The 19,273-nt window shown below is 72.6% G+C and carries 16 protein-coding genes; 7 read left to right on the forward strand and 9 right to left on the reverse strand.

Annotated features, from left to right (window positions below; translation table 11 throughout):
- Positions 1–20 precede the first annotated feature (20 nt).
- The 5 genes from cseC to ACZ6D7_RS26415 all read right to left on the reverse strand — a co-directional run bounded on the left by cseC (position 21) and on the right by ACZ6D7_RS26415 (position 4,787).
- Positions 21–1,364 carry a two-component system sensor histidine kinase CseC gene (cseC, locus tag ACZ6D7_RS26395; RefSeq protein WP_469495442.1) on the reverse strand — a complete coding sequence of 448 codons (1,344 nt, stop codon included), beginning with the start codon at positions 1,362–1,364 and terminating at the stop codon, positions 21–23.
- Between the two features lie 20 nt (positions 1,365–1,384).
- On the reverse strand, positions 1,385–2,083 hold the full coding sequence (gene cseB / locus ACZ6D7_RS26400; protein ID WP_469495445.1) for a two-component system response regulator CseB: 699 nt from the start codon (positions 2,081–2,083) through the stop codon (positions 1,385–1,387).
- A 296-nt stretch (positions 2,084–2,379) separates the two neighbouring features.
- A complete protein-coding gene (locus tag ACZ6D7_RS26405; RefSeq protein WP_469495448.1) occupies positions 2,380–3,024 on the reverse strand; it encodes a hypothetical protein in 645 nt (214 codons plus the stop codon).
- Entirely contained in the window at positions 3,009–3,551 is a 543-nt protein-coding gene (locus ACZ6D7_RS26410) for a SigE family RNA polymerase sigma factor (protein WP_469495450.1), read from the reverse strand. The genes ACZ6D7_RS26405 and ACZ6D7_RS26410 overlap by 16 nt, the downstream gene beginning before the upstream one ends.
- A 312-nt stretch (positions 3,552–3,863) precedes the next feature.
- Positions 3,864–4,787, reverse strand: a complete 924-nt coding sequence (locus tag ACZ6D7_RS26415) for an HhH-GPD family protein (protein WP_469495453.1) — start codon at positions 4,785–4,787, stop codon at positions 3,864–3,866.
- 261 nt (positions 4,788–5,048) lie between these two features.
- Between ACZ6D7_RS26415 and ACZ6D7_RS26420 the strand changes: the two genes are divergently transcribed.
- Positions 5,049–5,864, forward strand: a complete 816-nt coding sequence (locus ACZ6D7_RS26420; protein ID WP_469495456.1) for a hypothetical protein — start codon at positions 5,049–5,051, stop codon at positions 5,862–5,864.
- A gap of 143 nt (positions 5,865–6,007) precedes the next feature.
- Here the strand turns inward: ACZ6D7_RS26420 and disA are convergent, their stop codons facing one another.
- Together disA and radA are read right to left on the reverse strand one after the other, a co-directional pair.
- Positions 6,008–7,132 (reverse strand): DNA integrity scanning diadenylate cyclase DisA, encoded by a 1,125-nt coding sequence (gene disA / locus ACZ6D7_RS26425; protein ID WP_469495459.1) that lies wholly within the window; start codon positions 7,130–7,132, stop codon positions 6,008–6,010.
- An 81-nt stretch (positions 7,133–7,213) separates the two neighbouring features.
- Positions 7,214–8,623, reverse strand: coding sequence for a DNA repair protein RadA (gene radA, locus ACZ6D7_RS26430; RefSeq protein WP_469495460.1), 1,410 nt, complete (start codon positions 8,621–8,623; stop codon positions 7,214–7,216).
- A 243-nt stretch (positions 8,624–8,866) separates the two neighbouring features.
- On the opposite strand from radA, the gene ACZ6D7_RS26435 reads away from it, so the two are divergent.
- Positions 8,867–10,648, forward strand: coding sequence for a BACON domain-containing protein (locus tag ACZ6D7_RS26435; protein ID WP_469495463.1), 1,782 nt, complete (start codon positions 8,867–8,869; stop codon positions 10,646–10,648).
- A gap of 60 nt (positions 10,649–10,708) precedes the next feature.
- Here the strand turns inward: ACZ6D7_RS26435 and ACZ6D7_RS26440 are convergent, their stop codons facing one another.
- Entirely contained in the window at positions 10,709–11,593 is an 885-nt protein-coding gene (locus ACZ6D7_RS26440; protein ID WP_469495465.1) for a DUF3109 family protein, read from the reverse strand.
- A 95-nt stretch (positions 11,594–11,688) separates the two neighbouring features.
- Here ACZ6D7_RS26440 and ACZ6D7_RS26445 point away from each other — a divergent pair, with 95 nt between their 5' ends.
- The 4 genes from ACZ6D7_RS26445 to ilvD all read left to right on the forward strand — a co-directional run bounded on the left by ACZ6D7_RS26445 (position 11,689) and on the right by ilvD (position 16,349).
- Positions 11,689–12,645, forward strand: a complete 957-nt coding sequence (locus tag ACZ6D7_RS26445) for a Ppx/GppA family phosphatase (protein WP_469495467.1) — start codon at positions 11,689–11,691, stop codon at positions 12,643–12,645.
- 251 nt (positions 12,646–12,896) lie between these two features.
- Positions 12,897–13,721: a sugar phosphate isomerase/epimerase family protein gene (locus ACZ6D7_RS26450; protein WP_469495469.1), complete on the forward strand. Its 825-nt coding sequence runs from the start codon at positions 12,897–12,899 to the stop codon at positions 13,719–13,721.
- Entirely contained in the window at positions 13,718–14,338 is a 621-nt protein-coding gene (locus ACZ6D7_RS26455; RefSeq protein ID WP_469495471.1) for a TetR/AcrR family transcriptional regulator, read from the forward strand. Before ACZ6D7_RS26450 ends, ACZ6D7_RS26455 begins: the two co-directional genes overlap by 4 nt.
- A 157-nt stretch (positions 14,339–14,495) precedes the next feature.
- The gene (ilvD, locus tag ACZ6D7_RS26460; protein ID WP_469495474.1) at positions 14,496–16,349 is read left to right on the forward strand and encodes a dihydroxy-acid dehydratase; all 1,854 of its coding nucleotides are present in this window, start codon (positions 14,496–14,498) and stop codon (positions 16,347–16,349) included.
- A gap of 107 nt (positions 16,350–16,456) precedes the next feature.
- On the opposite strand, the gene ACZ6D7_RS26465 is transcribed toward ilvD, so the two are convergent.
- The gene (locus tag ACZ6D7_RS26465; RefSeq protein WP_469495476.1) at positions 16,457–18,658 is read right to left on the reverse strand and encodes a serine/threonine-protein kinase; all 2,202 of its coding nucleotides are present in this window, start codon (positions 18,656–18,658) and stop codon (positions 16,457–16,459) included.
- Between the two features lie 181 nt (positions 18,659–18,839).
- Between ACZ6D7_RS26465 and ACZ6D7_RS26470 the strand changes: the two genes are divergently transcribed.
- Positions 18,840–19,163 (forward strand): SH3 domain-containing protein, encoded by a 324-nt coding sequence (locus ACZ6D7_RS26470; RefSeq protein ID WP_469495478.1) that lies wholly within the window; start codon positions 18,840–18,842, stop codon positions 19,161–19,163.
- Positions 19,164–19,273: the final 110 nt, after the last annotated feature.

The following is a 19,273-nucleotide window of genomic DNA, read 5'->3' on the forward strand; positions in this document are numbered from 1 at the left end:
CCGGGGCCCGAGCTTTCGGCTCAGGCTCCCGACAGCGGCATCATCGGGTAGCTCCCCGTGTTCGTCGGCGCGTGCTCGGGCAGCCACAGGACCGCCACCGCCCCCTCGGCCGATATGTGCTCCGGCGCCCCGGCCGGCCGTACGTTGCGGAACGTCAACCGGGCGCCGAGGACCCGGGCCTGGCCCGCCGCGATGGTCAGACCGAGCCCGTGGCCGTGGCCGGCGCGGTCGGCGCTGCCGGTGCGGAACCGGCGCGGCCCCTCGGCCAGCAGATCCCCGGGGAAACCGGGGCCGTGGTCGCGGACCCGGATGACCCGGCCCTCGACGGTGACCTGGATCGGCGGCTTGCCGTGCCGGGCGGCGTTGGCCAGCAGGTTGAACAGGACGCGCTCCAGCCGCCGGGGGTCGGTCGTGACCATCGACTCGTGCACCACCCGTACCTCGACCGCCGGATCCTTGGCCGCCACCCGCCGGGCGACGAACTCGCCCAGCAGGATGTCCTGAAGCTCGGCGCGCTCCGAGGCGCCGTCGAGCCGGGCCACCTCCAGGACGTCCTCCACCAGGGTGCGCATCGCCTTCGCCCGGTCCAGGACCAGCTCCGTCGGCCGGCCCGGCGGTAGCAGCTCGGCGGCCGTCAGCAGGCCCGTGACCGGGGTGCGCAGTTCGTGCGCGATGTCGGCGGTGACCCGGCGCTCGGCCTCCAGCCGCCGCTGAAGGGCGTCCGCCATGGCGTCCACCGCGCTCGCCAGGTCGTCGGTCTCGTCCCGGACGACCCCGCCGATCGCGTCCCGCACCCGGACGTCCGGCTCGCCCTTCGCGACCTGGTTCGCCGCGGTCGCAGCCTTGCGCAGCCGGCGCGACAGCTGCCCACCAATGAGCACGCCGAGCGCGCTGCCGCCGAGGACGACGGCGATGGAGCCGATCACCAGGGCCTGGTCCAGGTCGTTGAGGATGTCGGTGCTGCGGTCGGTGAACCCGGTGTGCAGGGACAGGACATGCCCGTCCTTGAGCGGCACGGCCGCCCAGATGTCCGGGCCGCCCGCGCTGTCGGAGACGAACGTCGCCCGCCGCCCGTCGTCGACCTTCTCGCGCAGCGCCGGCGGCAGCCTGTGGTCGTCGATCTTGATCTTGGGGAAGTTGGCCCGCCCGGTCTGCTCGTAGTTGCGCTGGGCGATCTGGACCCGCTCGTCCGCGAGGTCGCGTGCGTTGTCCAGCATGGAGACCCGGGCGGCGTTGTGCACGACCAGGCTGAGCACGATCGCCACCAGCGCGCCGACCAGTGCGATCGCCGCGCTGAGCTTCCACCGCAGGCCCGTGCGGATGCCCGCGCGCTCCACGCGGTCGGAAACCAGGTGCCGGAACATCCCCCGCATACCCCCGCCGCTCAGGCCTTCAGTTTGTAGCCGAAGCCACGGACGGTCTCGATACGGTCCTGGCCGATCTTCGTCCGCAGCCGCTGCACATGGACGTCGACGACCCGGGTGTCACCGCCCCAGCCGTAGTCCCACACGCGTTCCAGCAGCTTGTCCCGGGAGAGAACCGTGCCGGGGGCGGAGGAGAACTCCAGCAGCAGGCGCATCTCGGTCGGCGTCAGCGCCACCGGCTGCCCGGCCCTGCGGACCTCCATACCCTCGGTGTCGACCTCCAGATCCCCGAAGGTCAGCACACCACCGTCCGGCGGGGCCTCCTCGCTCCGGTCGCCACCGCCCGCGTGCCCGAAGCGGCGCAGCACGGCGCGGATCCGGGCGACCAGGACGGCGCCGTCGAAGGGCTTGGTCACGTAGTCGTCGGCGCCCGCCTCCAGGCCCAGCACCACGTCGATCGAGTCGGCGCGGGCCGAAAGCATGATCACCGGCACGGTGGACTCGTCGCGGATGCGCCGGCACAGGCTCACGCCGTCCAGACCGGGCACCATGACGTCCAGCAGCGCGATGTCGGGGCGGTTCGCCCGGAACGCCTCCAGGCCGGACAGGCCGTCGGGCATCGCGGTGACCGCGAAGCCGTCCCGCTCCAGGGCGAGCTGGGTGGCCTCGCGGATGACGTCGTCGTCCTCGACGAACAGGACGTGTGTCTGGTCTGCCATCCCGGTGCTCTCAGTCCTCGTTTGGGTGTCGGTCGTAGTCGTCTGGTGTCGGTTGCCGTCGCCAGTGTGACGTGTGCCTGTCGGAGCGCCCCCTGAGGGGGACGCGTGGGCGGTGTCGCGCGTTCATTCGGCGGCCGCGACGAGTGCTCCGTCCCCGCCCGCTCATCCATTGATCGGAACGAGCGGCCCGATCGGTTCACGATGCCGGAAGATTTTTTTGACCGGCACCGGAGGGCGGCCGTCCTGAGGTCCTACAGGCTCCCGGGTCCTACAGGTCCCCGAGGGTCCCTGAGGTCCTACAAGTCCTCGCCGGCCGCTTCGCTGTAATCGTTGTGCCAGCTGAACGCCTTGACGAAGCGGCCCGAGACCCATCGGTAGGTGATCACGTTCTCGCCGGAGGGGTTCGACACCGGGTCGCCCCTCTCGTACACCTGCTTGGTCACCACCAGGTCGCCCCGGTCTATCTCCGCGTAGACCGGAGGCTCCTCGGTCCGGAACACGTTCTCGTACCGGCCGTCCGTCTCCCGGTATACGTACGAGCCGACGCCGACGGCGTCGCTGCACGTCAGCACATTGACCACGATGTCGGTCTCCGGGCCGTCGGTCAGCTCGCCGTACGACACGTCGACCGGGTACTCGTCGCCGACGCAGGGCGCCAGCTGGTGCTTGACCTCCGGCGAGACCTGGGGGTCGTCCTTGACGAGCTGGACCGCGTCCACCCGGCCGAGGGTGTTGGTGGGGGCCGTCGAGGGTGTGGCGGCCGGGGCGGCGCCCTCCACCGTGTCGGAGTGCGCCGGTCCTTCGTCCCGGGCGCCGGTGCCGCCCGTACCGCACGAGGAGAGGAAAAGGCCGAGGGCGGCGAGCACGGACATCGCCGTGATCGCCGCCTGGAAGGTGCCTCGGGCCCGTGGGGGCCCGGCCTGGGTCAGGCCGCCGCGCAACGCTCCCGCTCCTCACGCTCCAGCGCGCGTGCGTCCAGATCGCGGGCCTCCAGCTCCTCGCGGAGCCGGGCGAGCGCCCGGTGCAGCGTGCTCTTGACCGTTCCGGCCGACATGCCGAGGGCGGCGGCCGTCTCCTCCGTGGACATCTGCTCCCAGTGTCGCAGGACCACGACACTGCGCTGCTTCGGAGCGAGCACCTTCATCGCGTCCATCAGCAGGGCGCGGTCCGCGTGCTGTTCGGTGGAGTCCTCCACACAGGCGTCCGGGAGCTGCTCGGTGGGGACTTCCTCCAGCTTGCGGGCCCGCCACCACTCGGTCCGGGTGTTGATCATGACCCGGCGCAGGTAGGCGTCCGCGAGCCGCTTGTCCGCGATGCCCTCCCAGCGGCCGTACGTCCGGGCGAGCGCCGTCTGGAGCAGGTCCTGTGCGTCGACCGGGTCCGGGACCAGCCGGCGGGCGCTGCGCAGCAGCGCGTCCTGCCGGGTGCGGACGTACTCCTCGAACTCGAGCACCTCGCCCTGCGCCATGGTCAACCCCTCCGTTTTCCCCGTTCCGGCTCGCGGTCGTCCGCCGGTTTCCTGCCGTGGTCCGTCGTCGTCGTGCCCTCGGTGGGCACGCAAACGAAGCTACGGAGGTGTTGTCACGGGGCTGTCCGAAGCAGCCTGCGGCTAGCGCTCGGCTGTCCGTCGGTTGTGTAACGGAACTGGGTTCGGGGTAAGGAGGCAGGCCGGATCATCCGTCTAAGTGCGGATTTTGACGGACGGTGCGTGTGACGGTGGCGACCGCCGACTGTGATGAAGGGCCGTGACGGAGCCGGTTGCCTGTGACGTGACCGTGCGTCAGGTCAGCGGCAGGCGGTACAGCCCGCCCGGCAGCGGCTCCACCAGACCGTCGGAGACGAGGCCGTCCAGCGCACGCGCGCGCTGCACCGGCTCGTGCCACACCCGGTCCAGGACTGCCTGCGGCACGGGCGCGTGCGCGTCCCTGAGGACGGCGAGCAGCTTGCCGCGCACCTGCCGGTCCGTACCGGCGTACGTCTGGCCGCGGCGCGGCGGGCCGTCGTGATCCGGCTTGCCCGCGATCCGCCAGGCACACTGCGCGGCGATCGGGCAGCGCACGCACGTCTCGTTCTTGGCCGTGCACACCAGCGCGCCCAGCTCCATGGAGGCGGCGGCCCAGCGCGCGGCGGTCCGGTCGTCCTCGGGGAGCAGGGCGCGGGCCAGCTTGCGCTCGGCGGCCGTGGTGGCGTTCGGCGGGTACTGCACACCCGTGACGGCCCGCGCGAAGACCCGGCGGACATTGGTGTCCAGCACGGCGTGCCGCTGCCCGTAGGCGAAGGAGGCGACGGCCGCCGCCGTGTACTCGCCGATGCCCGGCAGCGAGAGCAGCTGCGCGTGGTCCGACGGTACGTCGCCGCCGTGCCGCTCCGTTATGGCCACGGCGGCGCCGTGCAGCCGCAGGGCGCGGCGCGGGTAGCCGAGCCGCCCCCACGCGCGGACGGCCTCGCCGGGGGCGTCCGCGGCCAGGTCGGCCGGGCGCGGCCAGCGGGCGAGCCACTGCTCGTAGACCGGCAGGACCCGGCTGACCGGGGTCTGCTGGAGCATGAACTCGCTGACCATCACGCCCCACGCGCCCGCCTCGGGGTGCCGCCAGGGCAGGTCACGGGCGTTGTCGTCGAACCAGTCGATGACGGGGGCGTGCAGGTCCGCTCCGGAGACGCCGTCGGCGGGGCTGCTGTGCGGGGGCTTCGTGGGCGCAGTCATGGCCCTTCCGATCCTGCCATGCGCGATGGGGCACACGTGCGTACCGCCACTCGCCCGGGTCCGGTCCAGGAGAGCCGCCACACGCGCGTGCCGTAGCCATGGCCAGAGGTGCAAGCGGCGCCGCTGCAAACATCCGGGGGGTGCGCGCGGGCGTGAAGGCGGGCGCGCGGACCGGGGATCCAGGATGATGATCCGGAAAAGTTGTACTCCGGGCGGCGGGTGGGGCCAGCGAACGCGGCGATCTCTCGTACAGTTTGCGCCGTGGGATCTCTGCGCAATCCGATCGGGCCGCTTCCCTCCTCCATCTACTGGCGACGGAGGGTCGTACTGCTGTCCGTGATCGCCCTGTTGGCGCTGCTCATCACCTGGATCGTCACCTCGGGCGGGGGTGGCGGCGACGACAGCGCGAAGGGGTCCAACGGCAAGAATCCCGTGTCCTCGATCACCCCGGGACCCTCCGGGTCGGGGCCTGCCATCAGCCAGGCCCCGGGCGGGCGTGACGAATCGACCGAGGGCGCCGACGGCGGAGGTTCCGGCACCGGCTCGGGCGACGACGGTTCGGGCTCCGACGCGGGCGGCGGCGGCACCGACGACGGCGCCAACGGCAGCGGAGACGGAGATGGAAACGGAAGCGGCAGCGGTTCGGGTACGACCCTGCCGGCCGGCACCACACTGCCCAACTGCACCGCCAGCGTGGTCACGTTGACGCTGAGCAGCGTCCGCAACGAGTACTCGCCCGACCAGACGCCGACCTTCCGGCTGACCGCGAAGAACTCCTCCGGCAGCGACTGCAAGGTCGATCTCGGCCCGAAGAAGGCCGTGTTGACGATCACTCAGACCGGCAGCACCGACGCCTACTGGTCCTCGGCCGACTGCCCCAAGGTCTCCGGCAGCCTGCTGTACCGCGTGCCGTCCGGCGACACCTTCACGTACACCGTCACGTGGAACCGCAAGCCGAGTGCCGCCGGGTGTGCCACGCCTCCGGCCGGGGTGGCCGGTGCCGCCACGTACCTCGTGGAGGCGCAGGCGCCGGGGTTCGCGAAGGCACAGACGTCCTTCGTGCTGACGGACGACTGAGCGGACCGGGGCAGGGGGCGCCCGGTGGTGCGCCCGGGCGCTGGGCGTCCGCGGGCGCGCCGAGGGAGGGCGTGCGACGGACGTCCCACCCACCCATGAGGCGTTCGACCTCTGAGGTGCTTCTGAGGTGCTTCTGAGGTGCCCTAGACGTACCGCTCCAGGATCGAGGACTCCGCCAGTCGCGACAGCCCCTCCCGGACGCTGCGCGCCCGTGCCTCGCCCACGCCGTCCACCGTCTGGAGGTCGTCGACGCTGGCGGCGAGGAGCTTCTGGAGGCCGCCGAAGTGCTCCACCAGGCGGTCGATGATGGCGCCCGGCAGCCTCGGGACCTTCGCCAGGAGGCGGAAGCCGCGCGGGGAGACCGCGGAGTCCAGGGCCTCGGGGGAGCCGGTGTAGCCCAGCGCACGGGCCACCGTGGACAGTTCGAGCAGCTCGGCGTGGGTGAGCGCGTCCAGCTCGGACAGGGCCTCGTCGACGGTGCGGGAGCGCTTCGCTGTCGGCTCGGGGACGTAGTCCCGCACGACCAGCTCGCGCTCGGGCTCCAGGCCCGCGATCAGCTCGTCGAGCTGAAGGGCGAGCAGACGGCCGTCCGTGCCCAGTTCGACCACGTATTCGGCGATTTCGGTGGCGATGCGGCGGACCATCTCCAGACGCTGTGCGACCGCGGAGACGTCCCGGACCGTCACCAGGTCCTCGATCTCCAGCGCTGACAACGTTCCCGCGACCTCGTCCAGGCGGAGCTTGTAGCGCTCCAGGGTGGCGAGGGCCTGGTTCGCGCGGGACAGGATCGCCGCCGAGTCCTCCAGGACACGGCGCTGTCCGTCGACGTACAGGGCGATCAGCCGCATCGACTGGGAGACGGAGACGACCGGGAAGCCGACCTGCTTGGACACGCGGTCCGCGGTGCGGTGCCGGGTGCCCGTCTCCTCCGTGGGGATCGTCGGGTCCGGGACCAGCTGGACGCCGGCCCGCAGGATCTTCGACAGGTCGGAGGAGACCACGATGCCGCCGTCGAGCTTGCACAGCTCGCGCAGACGCGTGGCCGAGAACTCGACGTCCAGGTCGAAGCCGCCCGTGCACATCGTCTCGACGGTCTTGTCGGAGCCGAGCACGATGAGCCCGCCGGTGTTGCCGCGCAGAACCCGTTCGAGGCCGTCGCGCAAGGGTGTGCCCGGAGCCACAGCGCTCAGCGCGGCGCGCATCAGGCCCTCGGCACCGGAACTCCCACCGGACTTTCCGGGAGCTGCCGCCCGGTCGTTGGCTGCCACTGCACTCCTCCGGTCGCAGGTTCTGAGGCGCTCCCGTTTCGCGCACTCGGTTCGTACGGACGGGCGAGACCTGGGCAAAGTCTACCGGCGGTCCTCCGCCTCCCGTGGGGCGTCTCGGTGACGCGAGCGCGGGAGGACCCGCAGGGCGTCTCCCATGTCCGCGACTTCCAGGACCTTCATGCCGGCCGGGACCTTGCCCGGATCGCCCGGGACGAGCGCGTGGGTGAAGCCCAGGCGGTGGGCCTCGGCGAGCCTGCGCTGCACGCCCGTGACCCGTCTGACCTCGCCCGCGAGGCCCACTTCGCCGATCGCGACCAGGTTCTTGGGCAGCGGGGTGTCGCTGGCGGCGGAGGCCAGGGCGAGGGCGATCGCCAGGTCGGCGGCGGGCTCGGAGAGCCGCACCCCGCCGACCGTCGCCGAGTAGATGTCCCGCTTGCCGAGCGCGCTGATACGGCCGCGCTGCTCCAGGACGGCCAGCATCATCGAGACCCGGGACGTCTCCAGGCCGGAGGTCGTACGGCGCGGGGAGGGGATCTGGGAGTCGACGGTGAGCGCCTGGACCTCGGCGACCAGCGGACGGCGGCCCTCCAGGGTGACCGTCAGGCAGGTGCCCGGGACCGGTTCGTCACGTCTGGTCAGGAAAAGTCCGCTCGGGTCGGCGAGGCCGGTGATGCCCTCGTCGTGCAGTTCGAAGCAGCCCACCTCGTCGGTCGCGCCGTAGCGGTTCTTCACGCCCCGCACGAGGCGCAGGCGCGCGTGCCGGTCGCCCTCGAAGTGCAGGACGACGTCCACCAGGTGTTCGAGGAGGCGGGGGCCGGCGATCGCGCCGTCCTTGGTGACATGGCCCACCAGGAGGGTGGACATGCCCCGCTCCTTGGAGGCGCGGATCAGGGCGCCGGCGACCTCGCGGACCTGGGCCATGCCGCCTGGGGCGCCGTCGATCTCCGGGGAGGCCACCGTCTGTACGGAGTCCAGGATCAGCAGGGACGGCTTCACCGCGTCCAGATGGCCGAGGACGGCCGCGAGGTCCGTCTCGGCCGCGAGGTACAGGTGGTCGTCGATGGCGCCGATGCGGTCGGCGCGCATACGGACCTGGCTCGCCGACTCCTCGCCCGTGACATAGAGCGTGCGGTGCTCGTCGCTCGCCGACTTCGCCGCCACGTCCAGCAGGAGGGTCGACTTGCCGACGCCGGGCTCGCCGGCCAGCAGCACGACCGCGCCGGGGACCAGGCCGCCGCCGAGCACCCGGTCCAGCTCGGGGACTCCGGTGGTGCGGGCCATGGCCTGCCGGCCGTCGACCTGGCCGATCGGGACGGCGGAGGTGGTGACGCGTCCCGGCGCCGTCGTACGGACCGCGGGCGTGCCGTACTCCTCGATCGTGCCCCATGCCTGGCATTCGGGGCAGCGGCCGAGCCACTTGGCCGTCTGCCAGCCGCATTCCGTGCAGCGGTAGGACGGGCGGTCCTTGGTGGTCTTCGTACGGGCAGCCATGGGTCACACCGTAACCGCCGCCACCGACAGCGGGGGGTGCCTGTGGACGAGCGGGGACCCGGCATCGACAGGCACTTGTGGACAAAGCAGGACACCCCCTGTGATCCGGCCACATCCCGTCACGAACGAGCCATGGGACCCCCCTCTCCTGTCCCCTATTGAGGGATCGTTTCACCCGTACGGATTAAAAGGACTCAAGGGACAAGAAGAGTGCGTTCCGTGCCGCCTACGGTCGCACGGGTGATGAGCAGCAGCCCGGAAACCTCGACCCGCACGACCGGCGCACACCGGGCGCACCGGGAGGTGCGCGGGCGCACTGCGCCGCGCACCCTGGTGCAGCGCCCGCCCGCACGCTACGAGCCGTACCTGGACGGGCTGTTCACCTACTGCCTGTCCGTGCTGTGCGACCACGACGCGGCCACCGCCGCCCTCGGGGACGTCCTCGCGCTCGCCGAGCGGCGCGGCCAGCGCGCCCCGGACGCCGCCGGCGACCGCAGGGCCTGGCTGTACGCCCTGGCCCGCTGGGCGTGCCTGCGCAAGCTGGCCGAGGCCAAGCAGAAACGTCAGAGCACGCACGCGTCCGGCCGCACCGGCGGCGGCCACCGCCGGCCGGGCAGCCGGCCCACCGAGCCCGCCGGGACCGCCGTACCGGACGAACTCCAGGAGCGGCGGCGGCGCGAACTAGCCCTGCTCGCCTGGCCGGAGGCCGCCGGCACCACCCCGGAACAGCGCGAGGCGCTCGAACTCGCCGTACGCCACCACCTCGCCGCGCACGAGGTCGCCGCCGTCCTCGGCAGGGACCAGGCGACGGCCCGCGAGCTGCTCGCCACCGCCGCCTGCGAGGTCGAGCGCACCCGCGCGGCCCTCGCCGTCGTCGAGACCGGCGGTTGTCCCGGCGTCGCCCGGCTCACCGGCGAACACCAACTGGTGCTCAGCGCGGCCCTGCGCCGTGAACTCGTCCGGCATGTCGACGACTGCCCGCGCTGCCGCCGGACCGCCGAGCGCGCCGCCCCCGGCCGCTGGCCCGGCGCCGGTGTCACCCCCGCCGAGCTGCCCGTCCTGGAGGCGCCCCGCGCGGAGCTGCACATGGCCCTGGCGCACGCCCCGCGCGCGCGGGGCGCGGCCCTGCCGCGCTACGACCGGCGCGGCTTCCCCATGGACCCCAAGGACCGCGCCGCCCGCCGGGACCGGCTCCGCGCGCGTGCCGTCACGACCACCGTGGTCGCCACCGTCGTCGCCGCGCCCGTGCTCGCCCTGTGGGCCGCCTACCGGGGCACCCCGGTGGGCGAGGGCGCCGAGGGGCACTCGCCCACCGCCGGCGAGGCGCAGGGCCCCGGCGGCCTCGACGGAGAGGCGGCCGGCGGCTACGAGAACGCGGGGAACGCCAGCACCCGTCCGGGCACCGGCTTCGCCGAGGACGACGGGCCGGACGTCTCGGTGGAGGTCGTCAGCGTCACGGGGCTCGGCACCAAGAGCGCGGGCCGGCTGAGCGTGACGGCCGCCACCAGCGGCGACACCACCCTGATCACCCTCACCGCGTCCGAGGACGCCGAGGAATCGATCCGCTGGTCGGCCACCACCGGCGCCCACTGGCTCTACCTGAGCCGCTCCACGGGCACCCTGAGACCCGGCGAGTCGGCGACGGTCAAGGTCCACGTCGACCAACTGCGCGAGCCCGCCGGGCACTGGCACGCGCGCGTGGCGGTCGCCCCGGCCGGCGTGGTCGTGTCGATCGACGGCTACGGCAGCGCGCCGCGCCCCTCGGACCCCGGCACCGGACCTGGCACCGGACCCGGTCCCGGCCCGCACCCCGGCGGCCCGTCCGGCCCGCCCGCGTCCTCGCCCGACCCGGACCCGACACCCACGCACCCGACGCCCACGGATCCGGGCTCCCACGAGCCGCCTCCGAGCGACCCGCCGCCCACGACCGACCCGGAGCCCACGCCCACCGACCCGCCCCCGACCGACCCGGGCTCGGCACCGCCACCGGGGGACGGCGGCGACACGAGCCCGGCGGCCTCGTAGGGCATGCGTGCGGACGACGCTCCCTCGGACGAGACCCACCGGTCCCCAGAGATGCGCAGGTCAGCCCGCCGAACCCGCCGGAGGGGCGGGATCCGCCGGATGCGGCGCCAGCAGGGGCAGCTGCGACGCCAGACGCTCCTCGCACAGCTCGACCAGCCGGTCGTACCCGGCCTTGCCCATCAGCTCGGTCAGCTCCGCCCGGTAGGACACGTACACCGGGTCGCCCGCGCCGTGCGCCGAGGTCGCCGACGTGCACCACCAGTGCAGGTCATGGCCGCCCGGACCCCAGCCGCGGCGGTCGTACTCGCCGATCGACACCTGGAGCACGCGCGTGTCGTCGGGCCGGTCGATCCAGTCGAACGTCCGCCGCACCGGAAGCTGCCAGCAGACGTCCGGCTTGGTCTCCAGCGGCTCGCGGCCCTCCTTGAGGGCCAGGATGTGCAGCGAGCAGCCCGCGCCGCCCGCGAAGCCCGGCCGGTTCTGGAAGATGCACGAGCCGTTGAACGGGCGGGTCTGCCGCGAGCCCTCTTCGTCCTCCGAGATCCAGCCGTCCCGGGTGCCCTCGTCGTGGTGCTGCCAGATGTCCGGCGTGAGACGTGCCACATGATCGGCGACGCGCTTCTCGTCCTCCTCGTCGGAGAAGTGAGCACCGAGCGAGCAGCACCCGTCGTCCGCGCGGCCGGCCTGGATGCCCTGGCAGCCACTGCCGAAGATGCAGTTCCAGCGAGAGGTCAGCCATGTCAGATCGCACCGGAAGACCTGCTCGTCGTCCGCCGGATCAGGGAACTCCACCCATGCGCGCGCGAAGTCGAGGCCCTTCTCGTCCGCTGCCAGGGCCTGCTTCGACATCGTCGGTGACTTCACCGAGCGCACCGGCGAGGAGCCCTTGGTCGATTTGGCAGCCTTGTCGGCCTTTGCTTCCTTCGCCTTTTTCGTCTTTGGCACCCGTCCAGGGTAAGTCGCCCACACCCCTTCACGGCACCGTCCCGGTGCGTACACCTGGGGCGGAGCACGGCACCTCTGGCAGTAGCGTTCCTTTCATGAGACTCGGTGTCCTCGACGTGGGATCGAACACGGTGCATCTGCTGGTCGTGGATGCGCACCCTGGCGCGCGCCCGCTGCCCGCGCATTCGCACAAGGCGGAGCTGCGCCTGGCCCAACTCCTCGACACGGACGGCGCCATCGGCCCCGACGGGGTCGACCGGCTGATCGGAGTCGTCCACGAGGCGCTCCAGGCCGCCGAGGACAAGGGCGTCGAGGAGCTCCTGCCGTTCGCGACCTCCGCCGTGCGCGAGGCCACCAACGCCGACGACGTCCTCGCGCGCGTGCAGGCCGAGACCGGCGTCGAGCTCCAGGTCCTCACCGGTGCCGAGGAGGCCCGCCTCACCTTCCTCGCGGCCCGCCGCTGGTTCGGCTGGTCGGCGGGGAAGCTGCTGGTCCTGGACATCGGCGGCGGCTCCCTGGAGATCGCGTACGGCATCGACGAGGAGCCCGACGCGGCCGCGTCGCTGCCGCTGGGCGCCGGCCGGCTCACCTCGGCCTGGCTGCCCGGCGACCCGCCCGACCCCGAGGACATAAGGGCCCTGCGTCGGCACGCCCGCGCGCAGATCGCCCGTACGGTGGGCGAATTCAGCCGCTTCGGCGCCCCCGACCACGTCGTCGCCACGTCGAAGACGTTCAGGCAGCTCGCCCGCATCGCCGGCGCCGCCCGCTCCACGGAGGGCCTCTACATCCAGCGCGAGCTGAAGCGGGCGTCCCTGGAGGCATGGGTGCCGCGCCTGGCCGGCATGACGACCGCGCAGCGCGCCGAGCTGCCCGGCGTCTCCGAGGGCCGCGCGGGCCAGCTCCTCGCCGGCGCCCTGGTCGCCGAGGGCGCGATGGACCTGTTCGGTGTGGACAGCGTGGAGATCTGCCCGTGGGCACTGCGCGAGGGCGTGATCCTGCGGCGACTCGATCACATGGGGCCCAGCTCGGGGTCCAGCTCGGCCAGGGCTTAGCTCGGCCAGGGCTTAGCTCGGCCAGGGCCTTGCTCGGCCAGGGCCTTGCTCGGCCAGGGCCTTGCTCGGACAGGGCCTTGCTCGGCCAGGGCCCCCGCTCGTACCGGAAGGGAAAGGAGCGCGCCGGAAGGGAAAGGAGTGCGGGGAATGTGCGCGATCGGCCACAAACACCCCGCACCCGCCCGTGGCGCACCCCACAACGGCGAACGAGCGCCCGGTCGCACTCACCCGCACCCCGTAACCTGTCCCCCATGGCAGAGCCAGTCGTGCGGATCCCGGATGCGAAGGTCGCCCTGTCGACGGCGTCCGTGTACCCGGAGTCGACGGCGACGGCCTTCGAGATCGCCGCGCGCCTCGGCTACGACGGTGTCGAGGTCATGGTCTGGAACGACCCGGTCAGCCAGGACATCGAGGCGTTGCGCCGGCTGAGCGACCACCACCGGATCCCGATCCTCGCCGTGCACGCCCCCTGCCTGCTCATCACCCAGCGCGTGTGGTCCACCGACCCCTGGGTCAAGCTCACGCGCGCCCGCGCCGCGGCGGAGAAGCTCGGGGCGACTACGGTGGTCGTCCACCCGCCCTTCCGCTGGCAGCGCCAGTACGCCCGTGACTTCGTCCGGGGGATCTGGCGGATGGCGAACGAGACCGACGTACGGTTCGCCGTCGAGAACATGTACCCGTGGCGCTACCGCGACCGCGAGATGCTCGCCTACGCCCCGGACTGGGACGTGACGAAGGACGACTACCGGCACTTCACGATCGATCTCAGCCACGCGTCGACGGCCCGCACGGACGCGATGCAGATGATCGACCGCATGGGCGACCGGCTCGGCCATGTCCACCTCGCCGACGGAAACGGTTCCGCCAAGGACGAGCACCTGGTCCCCGGCCGCGGCGGCCAGCCCTGCGCCGAGCTGCTGGAGCGGCTCGCGCTGAGCGGCTTCGACGGCCATGTCGTGATCGAGGTCAACACCCGGCGGGCCATGTCGAGCGCCGAACGCGAGGCCGACCTGGCGGAGGCCCTCGCCTTCACCCGGCTGCACCTGGCGTCGGCGGCGAAGGTGCCCCGCCCGTGACCGACGCCGGCGCGACCGAACCCGCCGCCCGCCGCCGGGGCCGCCCCCCGCGGGCCGAGTCGGCCGACACCCGGGACCGCATCCTCGCCGCCGCCCGTGAGCAGTTCTCCGAGCGGGGGTACGAGAAGACGTCCGTGCGCGGGATCGCGAAGGCGGCCGGGGTGGACTCGGCGCTCGTGCACCACTACTTCGGCACCAAGGAACAGATCTTCGAGGCGGCCATCGAGGTCGCCTTCGTGCCCGCCCTCGACGCGCCGGCCGCGATCGCCGAGGGTCCGCTGGACGGTGTGGGGGAGCGGCTGGCCCGCTTCGTCTTCGGCGTCTGGGAGAACCCCGCCACCCGTGCGCCCCTGCTGGCGATCGTCCGCTCGGCTGTGAACAACGACACCGCGGCCGCCGTCTTCCGCCGCCTCGTCGCCGCCCAGGTGCTGCGCCGCATCGCCGCGCAGCTCGACCTGCCGGACGCCGAACTGCGCGCCGAGCTGGCGGCCGCGCAGCTGGTCGGGTGCGCGATGCTGCGGTACGTGATCAAGGTGGAGCCGCTGGCCTCGGCGGACATCGAACTGATCATCGCGCGGGTGGCACCGGTCGTACAGGGGCATCTCACCGGGCCCTGAGCCGCCAGAGGGAGGCGATCATCGGCTTCTCGGGCCGAGACGCGCCCGAGCCCTGGGACCGAGACACGCATCCCGTATTCCGGACACCTCGTCCCGCACCCTGGATGACCGGCGTACGCTCTTTAGCAGCCCTATCTGTCTGAAGGAGCGAGCGACGATGCCCGAGCTGAGGTCCCGCACAGTCACCCACGGCCGCAACATGGCGGGCGCCCGCGCCCTTATGCGCGCCTCCGGTGTACCCGGTGCGGACATCGGCCGGAAGCCGATCATCGCGGTGGCCAACAGCTTCACCGAGTTCGTGCCCGGCCACACCCACCTCCAGCCCGTCGGCCGGATCGTCAGCGAGGCGATCCGCGAGGCCGGCGGCATCCCGCGCGAGTTCAACACGATCGCCGTCGACGACGGCATCGCGATGGGCCACGGCGGCATGCTGTACTCCCTGCCCTCCCGCGACCTGATCGCGGACAGCGTGGAGTACATGGTCGAGGCGCACTGTGCCGACGCCCTGATCTGCATCTCCAACTGCGACAAGATCACCCCGGGCATGCTGAACGCCGCCCTGCGGCTCAACATCCCGACGGTCTTCGTCTCCGGCGGCCCGATGGAGTCCGGCCGCGCCACACTGGTCGACGGCACGGTCCGCACCCTCGACCTGGTCGACGCGATCTCCGACGCCGTGAACGACAAGATCTCGGACGAGGACATCCTCCGGATCGAGGAGAACGCCTGCCCGACCTGCGGCTCCTGTTCCGGCATGTTCACCGCCAACTCGATGAACTGCCTGACCGAGGCCATCGGCCTCTCCCTCCCCGGCAACGGCTCGGTGCTGGCCACCCACACGGCCCGTAAACAGCTGTACATCGACGCGGGCCGCACGGTCATGGACATCACCCGGCGCTACTACGAGCAGGACGACGAGACCGTCCTGCCGCGCAATGTCGCCACCTTCGCGGCCTTCGAGAACGCCATGGCGCTCGACATCGCGATGGGCGGCTCCACCAACACGATCCTGCACCTGCTCGCCGCCGCCCAGGAGGCGGGCGTGCCCTTCGGCCTGGAGGAGATCAACGCCGTCTCCCTGCGCGTGCCCTGTCTGGCGAAGGTCGCGCCCAACGTCGCCAAGAACCGCACGTACTACATGGAGGACGTGCACCGCGCCGGCGGCATCCCCGCCCTGCTCGGCGAGCTGCACCGCGCGGGCCTGCTCAACGAGGACGTGCACGCCGTCCACAGCCCGTCCCTGGGGGACTGGCTGAAGACGTGGGACGTCCGCGCCGGCTCGCCCTCGCCCGAGGCGCTCGAACTGTGGCACGCGGCCCCCGGCTGCGTCCGCTCCGCCGAGGCCTTCTCCCAGTCCGAGCGCTGGGAGGCGCTGGACGAGGACGCCGAGGGCGGCTGCATCCGCTCCGCCGAGCACGCCTACTCCAAGGACGGCGGCCTCGCGGTCCTGCGCGGCAACCTCGCCGTCGACGGCTGTGTCGTCAAGACGGCCGGCGTGGACGAGTCGATCTGGACCTTCGAGGGCCCGGCGGTCGTCTGCGAGTCGCAGGAGGAGGCCGTGGAGAAGATCCTGAACAAGCAGGTCACGCACGGCGACGTCGTCGTCATCCGCTACGAGGGCCCCAAGGGCGGCCCCGGTATGCAGGAGATGCTCTACCCGACGTCGTTCCTGAAGGGCCGCGGCCTCGGCAAGACCTGCGCGCTGATCACCGACGGCCGTTTCTCCGGCGGCACGTCCGGTCTGTCGATCGGCCACGCCTCTCCCGAGGCGGCCTCCGGCGGCACGATCGCCCTTGTCCAGGACGGCGACCGCATCCGCATCGACATCCCGAACCGCTCGATCGAGTTGCTCGTCGACGACGCGGAACTCGCGCGCCGTGAGCAGTCGTTGAACGGGGTGTACGCCCCGTCGAACCGCGACCGCAAGGTCTCCGCCGCCCTGCGCGCCTACGCCGCGATGGCGACGAGCGCGGACAAGGGCGCGGTGCGGGACGTGAGCAAGCTGGGCTGAGCGCTCAGCCGGGGCCGCCTCCGCAGTGCGGGGGCGGCCCTTCGCATGTCTCTCGTCGCCGGCCGACGGCCCGGCGCTTACGGGCTCAACGCCTACCGGCCCGGCGCCTACCAGCCCGACGGATTCCGCCCGTCCACCGCGAACACCGTGCCGTCGGGAGCCCCGGCGTACACCCGGCCGCCCGCCACCCCGGGCGCCGGCAGGGCCGACACGACCTCGCCCGCGTTCGCGCCGAGCCGCAGCGCCGTCTGCCCGACCAGCTTCCCCGCGTCGGCGTCCACGGCGAGAAGACGGCCGTCCGCGGCGCTGAAGTACACGTGCGCGCCGTCGGCGACCGGCACCGAACCCCGGCTCACGGCCGTCTGGAGCGACCACAGCTGCTTCGCCCTGACCGTGTCCACGGCCACCAGCGCCCCGTCGAAGGCCAGCAGATAGACCCGGTCGCCGCGCACGGCGGCCCGCGCCTGCTGGAGCGGGACGTTCAGCGTCACCCGCAGCGAGACCTTGCCCTCCGGGTAGTAGCGGACCACGGCGCCGACCTTGCCGTACTCCCCGCCCTCCGCCAGCAGGACCAGGCTGTCCTCCGTGGTACCCACGAGTGTCAGCGTGCCGCTGAGCAGCTCCTCCCAGCGCACGTCCCCGGTGGCGGGATCCACGGCCGTGACCCTGGTGCGCCCGTCGTCCGACGCGGTCGTCGCGTACGCCAGCGGATCCTTCGGGAACGACACGAAGTACGGCCGGCTCTGCCCCGGGATCCGCCGGCTCCACACGGTCCGGCCCGACGCGGCGTCCACACCGGTCACCGTGCCGTCGGCCGCCGTCAGCAGCAGCGTGCCGCCGACGGTCTCGACACCGTCGTACGCCGACACGTCCCGCTTCCAGCGGACGGCGCCCGACGCCGGGTCGAGGGCCTCCACCCGCTTGCCGGACTGCGTGAGGACCAGCGCCAGCCCGCCGGCGAGCACCGGCGCCTCGCGCGGCCGGTCGCCCTTGTCGAGGGTGTGCCGCCACACCACGCGCCCGTCGGACGCGTCGAGCGCGGACACCAGCCCCGACTGGGCGCAGAGCAGCCGCCGCGCGTCGTACGCGCACTGCGGCATGCCGCCACCGCCACCGGCGTCGCTGGCGCCGTTGCCGCCGCCCGTCGCCGGTGTCGCCGTCCAGCCGCTGAAGGCGGCCGACGCGGACCGTGACCCGCCTGCCGTGCCCCGCCCGCTCCCGTCCGTGCCGTCGTCCCCGCCGAGCACCAGCGCGGAAGCGAGCACTCCGCCCATGACGACGACGGCCACGGCGCCGATGGCGAGCCCGATACGGCGGCGCCGACCCGGCGGCTCGGCGGCCGTGGCCGAAGCCCCTGACCGCCCGCCGTCGCCGGGCCCGCCCCCGGGCGTGGCACCGGACTGCTCCTCGTCCCCGGCCGCGTCCGCCCGCGGCTCGTCCTGCGTTCGCTGCGACGGTATGAACGCCTGCGTGTCGTACGAGGCGGCCACCGACCGCAGTTCCCGCATCAACTCGTCCGGCGTCGGCCGCTCCTCGGGCTCCTTGGCGAGGCAGCGGCGCACCAGCGGCGCGAGGTTCTCCGGTACGCCCGTCAGGTCCGGCTCGTCGTGCACGACCTGGTAGGCCACGACGTAGGGGCTGTCGGAGTCGAACGGCCCGCGCCCCGTGGCCGCGTGCACCATCACCGAGCCCAGCGCGAAGATGTCGGCGGCGGGCCCGACCTCCCGGGGCCGCCGGAACTGCTCCGGCGCCATGAACGGCGGCGTCCCGATCAACTTGCCGGTTTCGGTCCGCAGTTCGCTGTCCTTCGGCCGCGAGATACCGAAGTCGATCACCTTCGGGCCGTCCTCGGCGAGCAGGACGTTGCTCGGCTTCAGATCCCGGTGTACGACCCCGACGCGGTGGATGTCGCGCAGCGCCTCAGCGAGCCCGGCCATCAGCCGCCGCAACTCGCCCGAGCCCATCGGCCCGTTCCGCTTCACCTGCTCGGCGAGCGTCGGGCCGGGGATGAACAGAGTGGCCATCCACGGCCGTTCGGCCTCCGGGTCGGCGTCGACGACGGGCGCGGTGAACGCGCCGCTGACCTTCCGGGCGGCCCCCACCTCCTGCCGGAAACGCCCCCTGAACTCGGGATCCCGTGCGAACTCCGCGTGGACGACCTTCACCGCGACCTTCATCCCGGAGGTGCTCCGGGCCAGGTGCACCACGCCCATGCCACCGGAGCCCAGACCTGACTCCAGGCGGTAGTGACCGGCGTACTCCGGAAGTTCCGCTTCCGCGCCCGCTCCGGTGTTGCGCTGTGGCGTCATGGACCACCCCCGTGCTGTTCAACCGCGCGCGCGACGCACGGAGCCTAGTCGATGACTCGAACGGGACAGAGGCGGCTTGCTAGCCTCCATGTGCGAATCATGCACATGTGTTTCATGGCGTGGTTTAGGGGAATCAACGTGGCCTCATGGCATTCATGAGGTTCGACGGGGGAGGTTTTTCATGTCTGTTGACCGTGTGGAAGAGGTCGAGAGCGCCGGTGCGGCGGAGGCCGTCGCGACGGCCGCGACGGCAGGCCTCACGTACTACCCGGTCGCCCCGGGCGTCCGGCTGAACGTGCGCAGCGGCCCCGGCACCAGCTACCCGATCGTCAAGGTGCTGCCCGAGGGCATCAAGGTCCCGATCTTCTGCCAGTCGCCGGGCACGACGATCAGCGGCCCGTACGGCACGACGAACATCTGGGACAACATCGCCGACGGCCAGTTCGTCTCCGACGCGTTCGTCAGGACCGGCAGCGACGGCTACATCGCCCCGCGCTGCGCCTGACCCCGCCGCGTCCGGCCGTGGGGGGGGGGGGGGGGGGGGGGGGGGGGAGGGGGGGGGGGGAGGGGGAGCGGGAGACCCACAGGCCGAGGGCAAGACACCACAAGCAACAG

The organism is Streptomyces sp. NPDC041784 (assembly GCF_055591025.1).

Bases quoted from the DNA above. Each gene is read 5' to 3' on its own strand.
- cseC (WP_469495442.1), bottom strand. From the start codon at position 1,364: ATGTTCCGGCACCTGGTTTCCGACCGCGTGGAGCGCGCGGGCATCCGC.
- cseB (WP_469495445.1), bottom strand. From the start codon at position 2,083: ATGGCAGACCAGACACACGTCCTGTTCGTCGAGGACGACGACGTCATC.
- ACZ6D7_RS26410 (WP_469495450.1), bottom strand. From the start codon at position 3,551: ATGGCGCAGGGCGAGGTGCTCGAGTTCGAGGAGTACGTCCGCACCCGG.
- ACZ6D7_RS26415 (WP_469495453.1), bottom strand. From the start codon at position 4,787: ATGACTGCGCCCACGAAGCCCCCGCACAGCAGCCCCGCCGACGGCGTC.
- radA (WP_469495460.1), bottom strand. From the start codon at position 8,623: ATGGCTGCCCGTACGAAGACCACCAAGGACCGCCCGTCCTACCGCTGC.
- ACZ6D7_RS26435 (WP_469495463.1), top strand. From the start codon at position 8,867: ATGAGCAGCAGCCCGGAAACCTCGACCCGCACGACCGGCGCACACCGG.
- ACZ6D7_RS26445 (WP_469495467.1), top strand. From the start codon at position 11,689: ATGAGACTCGGTGTCCTCGACGTGGGATCGAACACGGTGCATCTGCTG.
- ACZ6D7_RS26450 (WP_469495469.1), top strand. From the start codon at position 12,897: ATGGCAGAGCCAGTCGTGCGGATCCCGGATGCGAAGGTCGCCCTGTCG.
- ilvD (WP_469495474.1), top strand. From the start codon at position 14,496: ATGCCCGAGCTGAGGTCCCGCACAGTCACCCACGGCCGCAACATGGCG.
- ACZ6D7_RS26465 (WP_469495476.1), bottom strand. From the start codon at position 18,658: ATGACGCCACAGCGCAACACCGGAGCGGGCGCGGAAGCGGAACTTCCG.
- ACZ6D7_RS26470 (WP_469495478.1), top strand. From the start codon at position 18,840: ATGTCTGTTGACCGTGTGGAAGAGGTCGAGAGCGCCGGTGCGGCGGAG.